Source organism: Yoonia sp. MH D7, assembly GCF_054439475.1.
Genome location: NZ_JBTJCF010000001.1, coordinates 460,082 through 472,265, shown reverse-complemented (window position 1 = coordinate 472,265; position 12,184 = coordinate 460,082). Strand labels below are relative to the sequence as shown.

Here is a 12,184-nt window from a genome sequence, read left to right as displayed (position 1 = left end):
TGCGGCGGGCGAAAATTTCGTTTATGTCTTTGCTTCAAGTGCTTCGATACGCGCCAGAAGCGTTGCGTTTTCTTCGCGAGCCTTTTGCGCCATACCGCGCACGGCCTCGAATTCTTCGCGTGTCACAAAGTCACGGTCGGCAAGCCAGCGATCCATCATACCGCTCATCGCGGTACTTGCTTCGTCTTTCGCCCCTTGCGCCACGCCCATCGCGTTTGTCATCAGTGCGCTAATGTCGTCGAGAATTTTGTTCCGCGTCTGCATTGCTGTCTCCAATTCCTATCTGGCCAATTCTTATCTGGCCAATTCCTACTTAGGTTTTATATGGGGTCAGCGGGGTTTGCGCGCAAGTAGTCATGCACAACCGCGTGCAGCCCTGTTGACTTCCATCAGCTCATTCTAAAAACAACACTTATGATAGCAGCCCTCAATTTCCCCGCCATTTCGCCCGAAATTTTCAGCATTGACCTGTTTGGATTTCACCTTGCCCTGCGCTGGTATGCAATGGGTTACGTTGTGGGCATCGCCCTTGGCTGGCAGGTGCTAAAACTTGCCCTGAATCGTGCCGAATTATGGCGGGACGGTGCACCGATGCCCGTGGACAAGCTGGAAGATTTGCTGACCTATATTGTTGTCGGGGTCATTGCAGGCGGGCGTTTGGGCTATGTGTTATTCTATAAGCCCGCGTATTATCTCGCCAATCCCATCGAAATTCCGCAGATCTGGACGGGCGGCATGTCGTTTCATGGCGGGTTTCTGGGGGTTATTGTCGCGGTTTATCTGTTCAGTTTGCGTAACAAAGTGCCGTTGCCGCAGCTCGCGGACGGCATCGCCTTGGCCGCGCCTGTTTCGATTTTCCTCGTGCGGATTGCGAACTTTATCAACGCAGAATTATGGGGCCGCGAGACCACCCTGCCTTGGGGCGTGATATTTCCGACCGAGGCTGCGCAGACTTGCGTGGCTGCGGCAGGGCTTTGTGCGCGGCATCCGTCACAATTATACGAGGCCGTGCTAGAGGGCTTGCTGCTGGGCCTTATCCTTGCGCTGCTGGCGTTCCGCTGGGGCGGCTTGAAAAAATCGTGGCTGCTGACAGGTGTGTTTTTCACCGGCTACGGCGTTGCGCGGTTCTTGGTCGAATTTGTGCGCCAGCCGGATGCGCAGTTTGTGACCGAGGGCAATCCGCTGGGACTGGCATTCCAGATGGGCGGTTACGGTTTAACCATGGGCCAGACGCTAACGCTGCCGATGATCGTCATAGGCCTGTTTGTCATCCGTTGGGCCTATAAACGATGACGCCACTGCACGCCCTGATCACCCAGCGCATCGCCGCGACAGGTCCGATGACGCTGGCCGATTATATGGCTGATTGCCTGATGCATCCTGAATTCGGTTATTACGCGACCCGTGATCCGTTTGGTGCGACCGGCGACTTCACAACCGCCCCCGAAATCAGCCAGATGTTTGGCGAGCTGATCGGGCTTTGCCTTGCGCAAACCTGGTTGGATCAAGGCTCGCCTGACGCGTTCACCCTTGCAGAAATCGGCCCTGGTCGTGGCACACTGATGGCCGACGCCCTGCGCGCGACCAAAGCTGTGGCGGGATTTCACGCCGCCGCCACCGTGCATTTCATCGAGACCTCACCCACCCTGCGCAAACGCCAAGCCAAAGCTGTGCCTGACGCCACATGGCATGACAATATCAGCACGCTGCCTGACGCCCCGCTTTACCTGATCGCCAACGAATTTTTCGACGCACTCCCGATCCGCCAGTTTACCCGTGATGATACCGGTTGGCGCGAACATATGGTCGGGGTAGACGGTGATACGCTGATCCTCGGGCTGTCGGCGCCTGCGCCAATTGCACTGCTGGATCATCGACTAAGCGACACAAAAAACGGCGATATTGTCGAGTATTGCCCCGCCCTGCCCGGTATCGTGACGGCGATAAGCGACAAGATCGAGACCTATGGCGGCGCGGCCCTGATCATCGACTACGGCGGGTGGCATAGCCTTGGGGACACCCTGCAAGCACTGCAAAATCACGCGATTGCACATCCTTTCGCCAATGCCGGCCACGCCGATCTGACCGCGCATGTGGATTTTGAAGCCATTGCCAATGCTGCCACTATGCACACCGCGCTTACCCCGCAAGGCGTCTTTCTGGAACGGCTGGGCATCACGGCGCGCGCGCAGGTTCTCGCGAAAGGCTTGACCGATACCGCGTTGCAGGCGCATATTTCTGCCCATAGGCGGCTGGTGCATCCTGACGAGATGGGCGGGCTGTTCAAAGTACTCGGCCTTTACCCTAGCACGGGCGAACCGCCCGCCGGATTTGCAGCATGACACTCGACATCATTACCCACGATCTTTTGAAAGGCATACAACACGGGTTTTTCACCCGTGCGGGCGGCGCGTCGTCTGGCATTTTCAAAGGGCTGAATTGCGGATTTGGTAGCTCTGACCAGCATGACATTGTCGCAATCAATCGAGGGCGCGTAGCAGCGGCGCTGGATGTGGCCCCGCTTGCCTTGGTCGGAGTGCACCAAATTCACTCCGCCGATGTTGTCACCGTAACCGATGCCACGGCCGAGCGGCCAAAAGCCGATGCGCTGGTCACAGCCACGCCCGGTGTCGCGATTTCCGTACTGACCGCCGACTGCCAGCCCGTGTTGTTTGCAGACCGTGACGCGGGCGTGATCGGGGCGGCGCATGCAGGGTGGCAAGGCGCGCTGAACGGTGTGCTGGATGCGACGGTTGATGCAATGGTCACGCTTGGGGCTACGCGCGAAGCAATTGTCGCGGTCATCGGTCCCTCGATCAGCCAGCGCGCTTATGAGGTCGGCACCGACTTTGCCGAACGCTTCATCGACATGGACGCCCACAATGCGCGGTTTTTTGCAAACGGCAAGGCTGGCAAAATGCAATTTGATCTGCCCGCGTTCGGCCTGTCGCGCCTCCGCGCCGCGGGTATCAAAGACGCGGCATGGACACGGCATTGCACCTACAGTGATCCTGACCGATTCTATTCCTACCGCCGCAGCACCCATAAAAAAGAAGCCGACTATGGACGGCTGATTGCGGCGATCCGCCTGTGATCTAGGCAAGAATGCGGCGTTTGCTTGCCACATTTGCGAAACAATCCCGCGACATTTACACTGATTGTGTTGCCCGGCTCGCAAATCCCCTTATTTTCAACCGGTTTCTCACTCTTCACCACTATGGCAAAAATTTCCGATCACTTTGCTGAAAAATATATCTATCGCCAAAGTCTGGCCGCGCTTGCCCGCCATTATGATCCCAACGCCGCCAATCAGACGGCACATATCAGGAGAGTAGACATGGCCGCGACAAAGCACTGGATCGCACAAACAATCGAACAAGCTGACAAATGCGACACAAAAATGCCGTGGGAACGCGGTGCCCGCCGTCAGGAAATGATCTCGCGCCGCCTCGCGCAGACCGACACGCACACCAAGGTCACGCTGCCACCGATGCCCGCGTTTATGACCATGGCTGTTGCAGGCTAATCAATATCCGGCCCGTCGCCGTCCCGCTTTCACAATAGCTAAGAACCGTGTGGTCGTCGCCCGCACGGTTTTTTGCTGTCTTGAACAGAAATATCCGGCGCGATTCGGATCTCGATTGGCCCAATTGTGGCAGGTTTCTCCACGCTGCGTATACAATCGGCCACGTTAACCATCATTGATGCGCCGATAGGCACGGAATTTGAAAACCTTTGACGCAGCAACACTTTTGCGCCACATTCACCTCAACAGCAATCATCTCCTCAGATGTTGTCGGTGGGGCCGACAGATGATGTGACAAACCGAAAGGTTGGACACATGACGAATACGCTCCCTGCCACCGCAGGCCTCGCGGTGGACACCTATACCTCTCTGGCCCAATCGGGTCGGATCGCTAGTCCAGCTGGGCAACTTCGCCGTGTAATGCCTCTCATGCGCAAATATGTAGTTGCCCACCTGACACCCCTCTCAGATATTCACGAATGCAGCATAATCGCTCCTGCACAGCCAGCGTTTGAGGATGCCTTTGCAGCATTCGGACGCGGTGCAATTGTACAGACCGAAAATGGCCCCGTCGCAGTCGAGGATCTGTTGCCCGGTGATCGGGTTGCGACCAGTCTGGGTGTGCAAACACTGCTTTGGCGCGGAATGATGAGCATCTCGCCTGACGGCGAAAACCCGCGCGCGCATATGCAGACCATGACGCGGATCACCAGCGATGCGATGGGTTACGGTCGCCCTGCCCTTGATCTGGTACTGGGGCCTGCGGCGCGGATGTTGCACAGGTCGCCTGCCGCGAAAACATTAACAGGCCGCGATGCCGTATTAATCCCTGTGCGTGACTCTATCGATGGCAGCCAGATCATCGAACTGCGCCCGACTGCCCGCGTGAATTGCTACCAACTCGGGTTTGCGCGCCATGCTTGCGTGCAGGTGAACGGCATTGACGTGGAAACGCTGCACCCCGGCCCGTGGCACAGCCTTGGTTTGCGCGGAGATTTGCACGACATGCTGATGGCCATGTTCCCGCATATCCAACGCTATAGTGATTTTGGCGACCTGGTGGCCCCGCGACTGCGCCGCGAGGATCTGGATTTGGTGAACACCGCTTAAGCGCGCGTTGCCAGACGGGCCTCTAACACGTCGAACGGCACGCCCGGCTCGTCTTTTGCGCCACGAATCACCAGCGAAGTTTTCACGCTAGCCACATTGGCAGCACTAGTCAGGTCTTCGGTCAGGAACCGCTGAAAGCTGCGCAGATCCGGTGCCACGCATTTCAGCACAAAATCGACCTCGCCGTTCAGCATGTGGCACTCGCGCACCAGCGGCCAGCTTTGGCATTTCGCCTCGAACGCACAAAGGTCAACCTCGGCCTGAGACACCAGCCCGACCATGGCAAACACTTGCACCTCAAAGCCCAATTCGCGCGCATCCACATCCGCGTGATACCCACGAATGTAGCCCTGCTCTTCGAGCGTGCGCACGCGGCGCAGACAGGGCGGCGCGGAAATCCCCACGCGTTTGGCAAGCTCGACATTGGTCATGCGACCGTCGGCCTGTAATTCGGCTAATATCATACGATCAATTTCGTCTAGCTTAGCGCCCGGCATGGTCAATTATCCTCTTAAGTTTCGCAAAGAATACGTCAACCGCCCGACCTGCGCAACAATGTTTCACAACCGCGCAAGATAATTATTGCAAATCTGACGGGGTTTCATCTGGTCCGCAGCATCGCTATATCTGGCAAAACACATAACAAAGAGGTTCCCTATGTCAGCCACCCGCCATACCAAAGCATTGATCATCGGATCCGGCCCCGCAGGCTACACCGCAGGCGTTTACGCCAGCCGCGCGATGTTGGAACCGATCTTGATTCAGGGCATTGAACCCGGCGGACAGTTAACCACCACCACCGAAGTCGAAAACTGGCCCGGCGATACCGACGTGCAGGGCCCTGACCTGATGGTCCGCATGGAAGCCCACGCCAGCGCAATGGGTTGTGAAATTGTCGGCGATATCGTGACTTCACTTGACCTGTCCAAACGCCCCTTTACCGCGCAAACCGACAGCGGCACGGTCTACACGGCTGACGCGGTCATCCTGTGCACAGGCGCGCGAGCAAAATGGCTGGGCCTGCCGACCGAAGAAAAATTCAAAGGGTTTGGCGTCTCGGCCTGTGCGACCTGCGACGGTTTCTTTTATCGTGGTCAGGAAATTGTGGTCGTCGGCGGCGGCAACACTGCCGTAGAAGAAGCGCTTTTCCTGACCAACTTCGCCTCCAAGGTCACGCTGGTGCACCGCCGCGACGAACTCCGCGCCGAGAAAATCCTGATCAACCGCTTGGAAAAGAACCCGAAAATCGAAACTCTATGGTTTAACGAGATCCATGAGGTCTACGGAACTGATGCGCCAAAAGGCGTTGAAGGTGTGAAAGTCAAAAACACAAAGACCGGCGAGATTACCGATATTCCCGCCAAGGGCGTGTTTATCGCGATTGGCCACGCCCCTGCGTCAGAATTGGTAAAAGACCAGTTGGCGCTTCATTCCGGCGGCTATGTCAGCGTTGAACCTGGATCGACCCGCACCGCGGTTGCCGGTGTTTTTGCGGCAGGCGATTTGACCGATCACACCTACCGTCAGGCAGTGACATCCGCAGGCATGGGCTGCATGGCGGCGCTGGACGCGGAAAAATTCTTGGCGGCACAAGAATGACCCACGACTTCGCAGCACAAAAAGCAGAGACCTACGCGGTCTTTGCCGATATCCAAAGCCAATCGGATTTACCTGATTTCACCGATGTCGACTATATGTTCGCGGCTGGCGCTGCGGCTGACTGGGACGGATTTGAAGCGGCTCTTGACGCGGCCGGCTTTGACACCGAACGCGAGGACGACAATGGCACCCCCTATTTGGTGGCCATTCTGGCGGATCAACCGATTTCGGCGCTGACAATCTGGATGGGCGAAGAAATGGCGACAAAAATCGCATTCAACCATGGGTTTACCCCTGATGGTTGGGGGTTAATGGCCTAAATCGGTGCAACAGGCGCGGATATTCCCCGTAAAATACCTGAAATTTCCTTGATTTGCACACAATTTGCGCCCAAAACCCGCACAAGTCCTGCAAATTGTCCGCATATAAATAAGAGTATCATCATGCCGCAAAATCTAGCTCCGATCCCTGAACTCTACGTTTCCCACGAAAGCGCCCAGAAACTCAAAGTGGAAGCTGGGAACCTCACAAGCCACGACCTGACCCCGCGTCAGATTTGTGATCTGGAACTATTGATGAACGGTGGCTTTAACCCGCTCAAGGGGTTCATGTCGCAGGCCGATTATGACGGCGTTGTCGAAAACATGCGCCTTGCTGACGGGCAACTTTGGCCGATGCCGATCACGCTGGATGTGACTGCCAAATATGCGGACACGGTTGAGGTGGGGCAAGACATTGCGCTGCGCGATCAGGAAGGTGTGATCCTCGGCACGATGACCGTGACCGACAAATGGACGCCGAACAAAGCAAATGAAGCGGCCAAGGTATTTGGTGCCGACGATTCCGCGCACCCTGCGGTGAATTACCTTCACAACACGGCAGGCGAGGTTTATCTGGGCGGTCCGGTCACGGGCATCCAGCAACCGGTTCACTATGATTTCCGTGGTCGTCGCGACACGCCAAACGAATTGCGTGCGTATTTCCGTAAAATGGGCTGGCGCAAAGTGGTCGCGTTTCAGACGCGCAACCCATTGCACCGCGCCCATCAGGAATTGACGTTCCGCGCCGCAAAAGAAGCACAGGCCAACCTTTTGATCCACCCTGTCGTTGGCCTGACCAAGCCAGGTGACGTTGATCACTTTACCCGCGTGCGCTGCTACGAAGCGGTGCTGGACCAGTATCCTGCCTCGACAACGGCGATGTCTTTGCTGAATTTGGCGATGCGTATGGCGGGCCCACGCGAGGCGGTTTGGCACGGCTTGATCCGTAAAAACCACGGCTGCACCCACTTTATTGTTGGCCGCGATCACGCCGGTCCAGGCAATAACTCCCAAGGGGCCGATTTCTACGGCCCCTATGATGCGCAGGATCTGTTCCGCGAACATCAGGACGAAATGGGCATCGAGATGGTCGATTTCAAACATATGGTTTGGGTCGCCGAACGTGCGCAATATGAAGCCATGGACGAAATTCTGGACAAAGATGACGTCACGATCCTGAATATTTCCGGCACAGAACTGCGTCGCCGCTTGCAAGAAGGTCTGGAAATCCCCGAATGGTTCTCATTCCCGCAAGTGGTAGAAGAACTTCGCAAAACCAAGCCTGCACGCTCCAAGCAAGGATTTACCGTTTTCCTGACGGGCTTTTCCGGCTCGGGAAAATCCACAATCGCCAACGCGTTGATGGTAAAACTGATGGAAATGGGCGGCCGCCCTGTGACACTGCTCGATGGTGACATCGTGCGCAAAAACCTGTCCTCTGAACTCGGCTTCTCCAAAGAACACCGCGATTTGAACATCCGGCGCATCGGCTATGTGGCCTCCGAAATCACTAAAAACGGCGGCATCGCAATCTGTGCGCCCATCGCGCCTTACGCCACAACACGCCGCGCCGTGCGTGAAGATATCGAACAATTCGGAGCCTTCATCGAAGTCCACATCGCCACATCCATCGAAGAATGTGAACGCCGTGACCGCAAAGGCCTTTATAAACTGGCCCGCGAAGGAAAGATCAAGGAATTCACCGGCATCTCCGACCCATACGATGTGCCAGCGAACCCTGAAATGTCGATGGAAACAGAAAACGTCGAAGTCGACAACTGCGCCCACCAGATCATTTTGAAATTGGAATCGATGGGTTTGATCAAAGCCTGATATTGCCTATCTATGACTTCAAGGGGTCGGGCATTGTCCGGCCCCTTTTGCGTTGGGATTGGTGACAAAGTCACCTTAGAGCAGCTCTACTCTTAAACCTAAGTGAACCAGCACCTACAACTCAAATCAAACCCCGGCAGGGCATATTGCAGGTTCAATAAATATCCGCCGTGGCAAGCTGAACGCATATAAGACGTTGATACGAAAATAAAACGCCGCCCCCGAGTTCCAGAGGCGGCGCCGTAAGTCGATCAGGTCAATTAATGCAGCGCTACAATCTGCACGTTATTCTCGGCGGCGAGATGTGCTGCAAATTTCAAATCAGCGATATAAGCAACCTGCGCGCCATCGCCGTTATGTACCGCGAAAATCTGCTTCATATCACCCGCTTGCTCGCGCAACTCATCGGGCAAATCCGCCGTATTCATCGGTTTGAGATATACGATATTGGAGCCCATCTCAGAGAGATCAAATTTCTTATGCATCAGTTATCCTTTCCGAATATTGATGGTTTGTATAACACGCTCGGGGGTCGAGCGGTTCAGATCGACGTGTAACAGGCCGTTTTCGATCACAGCCGCGCCCACGTCCACACCATCCGCCAGCACAAAAGACCGCTGGAATTGGCGCGCTGCAATCCCGCGATGCAAAAACACGCGGCCCTCGCTGTCGTCACCCTGACGACCGCGGATCACTAGTGCATTATCTTCGACCGTAATCGCCAGATCATCCATCGCAAAACCGGCAACAGCCAGCGTGATCCGGTAAGTATTATCGGTCGTCTGCTCTATATTATAAGGGGGATACCCCTCATTACCAGACTTTGCGGTACGTTCAACCAAGCGTTCCAGCTGTTCGAACCCCAACAGGAACGGATGCGTCCCCAATGCTAATTTTGTCATACGACACGTCCTCAAACTAAGCGACATCTCTTGCGCAGTCCCGTTACGGCGACTGCTACATGTTAAAACATGGCAATAGGCGCGCGTGAATTCAACCCGGTATCGCGTAAGAATGTTTGCAATTCGCACCTAACTGCCTAACCTCGCGCTATCACTTATATTTCGGTTAGGATAATATCATGCGTTTTACAGGTCATTCCTCCATAGTATTTGCAATTTCCATGCCTCTCGCGCTGATGGGCTGCGGCTCTAGCACGCAAGGCCCAACGCAGATGTATCACTAGCTGGACCAAGTGACCCCGGACACATCACAACTAGTCGGACGGATGCGACCGATATCGGATATGGCCATCGCATTCGCAAACCTTATGAGTGTCGAAGGCACAGGAACGCTCGACCACACGACGCGTGCGACAACATTTGCTGGCATCACCGATAGCGACGGCATTGATGCAAACGGGTTATTGCTAGACAATGGAACAACTCCGTACACAGTTACCACACCCGTAGAATTTACAGGCACCTACGACTATGTACGTACTTACGAAGGTGGCTCTGAATTCGGTGGCGCAGAAGGGTTCTACGGCGTTGGCACAGCGATCGCAGACATGCCCACCACCGACTCCGCGACCTTCGCTGGCGAAGCATCTGGTTACGCTCCAAACGTCACATGGGTCGGCGCACCTACGACGATAACTGCGAATTTCGGACCAAGCACAGGCACACTTTACCTAGATGCAAACCAGACCCTCGGCGGCGTGCCGGTAACGATCACCGTGACGGGCGCAACCATCACCGGAAACGCGATCAACGGCGGCACAATCACCGCCACCGAAAACGGCAATCCAATTAACGTCACAACAGGCGGCCCTTTGGGATCGGTATCCAACGTTGACGGGTATTTCTACGGCTATGACACCGACAACAACACACCAGATGAGATCGGCATCGAACTGGGGGCATTCGGCATAGACGGGGGTTTTGATCTGACCATCTTAGCCGATTAATCCTCCCAAGTAACACTAGGAGGAATCAGCCCTAGCCCCTATACGGATGTTAACTGCCGAAACGGGGCCTCGATATATGACCACTGCCAAAATGGAACAGCTCGACGTGCTGCGCGTCGAACTTGCGATCCTACGTCAACAACACCGCGATCTGGATAACGCAATCGAAGCGCTGCACGATCAAAATTTGCCTGATATGCTAATGCTCAAACGATTGAAAAAGCAAAAGTTGGCGATCAAGGATCAGATCACAGAACTTGCGGACCGGATTACACCCGACATTACTGCCTAAATCGCGTTGCGCGCGCAGGCGTGCTGGCTATAGTGCGGCTTCGTAATACTTCGGGGACAGACATGACAAAACCACTGGTCGGAATCATCATGGGCAGCCAATCGGACTGGCCCACCATGCGCGAAGCCGCCGAGATTTTGGACGCATTGGGCGTGCCTTACGAGAAAAAAATCGTCTCGGCACACCGCACCCCTGACCGGTTATGGGACTACGGCAAAACCGCCGTGGACCGTGGACTGCAAGTGATCATCGCAGGCGCAGGCGGCGCGGCACATTTACCCGGCATGATGGCATCAAAAACCCGCGTGCCTGTGGTCGGCGTGCCTGTGCAAACCCGTGCACTCTCTGGCGTCGACAGCCTCTATTCCATCCTGCAAATGCCAAAAGGCTTCCCCGTAGCCACTATGGCAATCGGCGCGGCAGGGGCCGCGAATGCAGGATTGATGGCCGCTGGCATCTTGGCCCTACAAGACCCCGCCCTCGCCGCCCGCCTCGACACATGGCGCGCCGACCTTTCCGCCTCCATTCCAGACGAGCCAAAAGATGAATAATATAAAAACAATCGGTATCTTGGGCGGCGGACAATTGGGGCGTATGCTCTCGAATGCGGCTTCGCGCTTGGGTCTGAAAACCCACATCTTTGAACCCGCCACGAACCCGCCCGCAGCCCATGTCGCAGATGCAGTGACAACCGCATCCTACACTGACATCGAAGCCTTAAAATCCTTTGCCGCATCAGTAGACGTCATCACGTTTGAATTCGAAAATATCCCGACCTCCGCACTCGACATCTTAGAGGCACTCAAGCCAATCCACCCGCCGCGTGGCGCGCTCGCAACATCCCAAGACCGGCTTGTCGAAAAGAATTTCCTACAATCTCTCGGCCTACAAACCGCACCTTTCGCCGATGTGCAAAATGCGGATGATCTGGCAAAAGCAATCGCAACCATCGGCACGCCCGCGATCCTCAAAACACGGCAAATGGGCTATGATGGCAAGGGGCAAGCACGGATCATGTCGCCCGCTGACGCCGACGCGGCGTTGGTCGACATGGCAGGCGCTCCCGCGCTGCTCGAAGGATTTATCGACTTCAGCCACGAGGTGTCGGTGATCGGCGCACGTAGCGCTGACGGGGCGGTATCCTGCTATGACCCAGGTGAAAACGTGCATGTAAACGGCATCCTGCGGACCACCACCGTGCCTGCAAAACTGACACCTAGCCAGCGCACAGATGCGGTGCTGATCGCGGCACGCATCATGAACGCGCTCGACTACGTCGGTGTGATGGGTCTGGAATTATTCGTGACGCCCAAAGGGCTTATCGTGAATGAAATCGCGCCGCGCGTGCATAACTCAGGGCATTGGACGCAAAACGGCTGCACCATCGACCAGTTTGAACAACACATTCGCGCCGTCGCAGGCTGGCCCTTGGGCGATGGGTCACGGCACAGCGACGTGGTGATGGAAAACCTGATCGGCGACGATATGGACCGACTGGCGGATATCGCCAAAACCAGCGCCGCAATCCATCTTTATGGTAAAGACGACGTGAAAACAGGGCGCAAAATGGGCCATATCAACCACGTCAAATAACC

Annotated in this window: 16 protein-coding genes; 12 read left to right on the top strand and 4 right to left on the bottom strand. The window is 55.8% G+C overall.

Annotated elements, in window-relative coordinates:
• Positions 1-21: 21 nt before the first annotated feature.
• Positions 22-264 (bottom strand): accessory factor UbiK family protein, encoded by a 243-nt coding sequence (locus tag ACXLHR_RS02265; protein WP_458789923.1) that lies wholly within the window; start codon positions 262-264, stop codon positions 22-24.
• A 150-nt stretch (positions 265-414) separates the two neighbouring features.
• Here ACXLHR_RS02265 and lgt point away from each other — a divergent pair, with 150 nt between their 5' ends.
• The 5 genes from lgt (at position 415) to ACXLHR_RS02240 (ending at position 4,636) form a co-directional block, all read left to right on the top strand.
• Complete coding sequence (gene lgt, locus ACXLHR_RS02260; protein ID WP_458789922.1) at positions 415-1,293, top strand: prolipoprotein diacylglyceryl transferase; 879 nt, start codon at positions 415-417, stop codon at positions 1,291-1,293.
• A complete protein-coding gene (locus ACXLHR_RS02255; protein ID WP_458789921.1) occupies positions 1,290-2,342 on the top strand; it encodes a class I SAM-dependent methyltransferase in 1,053 nt (350 codons plus the stop codon). Before lgt ends, ACXLHR_RS02255 begins: the two co-directional genes overlap by 4 nt.
• Positions 2,339-3,094: a peptidoglycan editing factor PgeF gene (pgeF, locus tag ACXLHR_RS02250; protein ID WP_458789920.1), complete on the top strand. Its 756-nt coding sequence runs from the start codon at positions 2,339-2,341 to the stop codon at positions 3,092-3,094. Before ACXLHR_RS02255 ends, pgeF begins: the two co-directional genes overlap by 4 nt.
• A gap of 123 nt (positions 3,095-3,217) precedes the next feature.
• On the top strand, positions 3,218-3,526 hold the full coding sequence (locus tag ACXLHR_RS02245; RefSeq protein ID WP_458789919.1) for a hypothetical protein: 309 nt from the start codon (positions 3,218-3,220) through the stop codon (positions 3,524-3,526).
• Between the two features lie 315 nt (positions 3,527-3,841).
• Complete coding sequence (locus ACXLHR_RS02240) at positions 3,842-4,636, top strand: Hint domain-containing protein (protein ID WP_458789918.1); 795 nt, start codon at positions 3,842-3,844, stop codon at positions 4,634-4,636.
• Here the strand turns inward: ACXLHR_RS02240 and ACXLHR_RS02235 are convergent.
• The gene (locus ACXLHR_RS02235; protein ID WP_458789917.1) at positions 4,633-5,133 is read right to left on the bottom strand and encodes an Lrp/AsnC family transcriptional regulator; all 501 of its coding nucleotides are present in this window, start codon (positions 5,131-5,133) and stop codon (positions 4,633-4,635) included. The genes ACXLHR_RS02240 and ACXLHR_RS02235 overlap by 4 nt on opposite strands.
• A gap of 160 nt (positions 5,134-5,293) precedes the next feature.
• Here ACXLHR_RS02235 and trxB point away from each other — a divergent pair, with 160 nt between their 5' ends.
• From trxB to ACXLHR_RS02220, 3 genes are all read left to right on the top strand, one after another.
• Positions 5,294-6,235, top strand: coding sequence for a thioredoxin-disulfide reductase (gene trxB, locus ACXLHR_RS02230; protein WP_458789916.1), 942 nt, complete (start codon positions 5,294-5,296; stop codon positions 6,233-6,235).
• Entirely contained in the window at positions 6,232-6,555 is a 324-nt protein-coding gene (locus ACXLHR_RS02225; protein ID WP_458789915.1) for a ribonuclease E inhibitor RraB, read from the top strand. Before trxB ends, ACXLHR_RS02225 begins: the two co-directional genes overlap by 4 nt.
• Positions 6,556-6,675: 120 nt before the next feature.
• Complete coding sequence (locus ACXLHR_RS02220; RefSeq protein ID WP_458792448.1) at positions 6,676-8,388, top strand: bifunctional sulfate adenylyltransferase/adenylylsulfate kinase; 1,713 nt, start codon at positions 6,676-6,678, stop codon at positions 8,386-8,388.
• Between the two features lie 260 nt (positions 8,389-8,648).
• On the opposite strand, the gene ACXLHR_RS02215 is transcribed toward ACXLHR_RS02220, so the two are convergent.
• Together ACXLHR_RS02215 and ACXLHR_RS02210 are read right to left on the bottom strand one after the other, a co-directional pair.
• A complete protein-coding gene (locus ACXLHR_RS02215) occupies positions 8,649-8,873 on the bottom strand; it encodes a DUF1150 family protein (protein ID WP_458789914.1) in 225 nt (74 codons plus the stop codon).
• Between the two features lie 3 nt (positions 8,874-8,876).
• The gene (locus ACXLHR_RS02210; protein ID WP_458789913.1) at positions 8,877-9,290 is read right to left on the bottom strand and encodes an Hsp20 family protein; all 414 of its coding nucleotides are present in this window, start codon (positions 9,288-9,290) and stop codon (positions 8,877-8,879) included.
• A gap of 344 nt (positions 9,291-9,634) precedes the next feature.
• On the opposite strand from ACXLHR_RS02210, the gene ACXLHR_RS02205 reads away from it, so the two are divergent.
• From ACXLHR_RS02205 to ACXLHR_RS02190, 4 genes are all read left to right on the top strand, one after another.
• Positions 9,635-10,297: a hypothetical protein gene (locus tag ACXLHR_RS02205; RefSeq protein WP_458789912.1), complete on the top strand. Its 663-nt coding sequence runs from the start codon at positions 9,635-9,637 to the stop codon at positions 10,295-10,297.
• Positions 10,298-10,373: 76 nt separating this feature from the next.
• The gene (locus ACXLHR_RS02200) at positions 10,374-10,589 is read left to right on the top strand and encodes a YdcH family protein (protein ID WP_458789911.1); all 216 of its coding nucleotides are present in this window, start codon (positions 10,374-10,376) and stop codon (positions 10,587-10,589) included.
• Positions 10,590-10,651: 62 nt separating this feature from the next.
• Positions 10,652-11,140: a 5-(carboxyamino)imidazole ribonucleotide mutase gene (gene purE / locus ACXLHR_RS02195; RefSeq protein WP_458789910.1), complete on the top strand. Its 489-nt coding sequence runs from the start codon at positions 10,652-10,654 to the stop codon at positions 11,138-11,140.
• On the top strand, positions 11,133-12,182 hold the full coding sequence (locus ACXLHR_RS02190) for a 5-(carboxyamino)imidazole ribonucleotide synthase (protein ID WP_458789909.1): 1,050 nt from the start codon (positions 11,133-11,135) through the stop codon (positions 12,180-12,182). Before purE ends, ACXLHR_RS02190 begins: the two co-directional genes overlap by 8 nt.
• Positions 12,183-12,184: the final 2 nt, after the last annotated feature.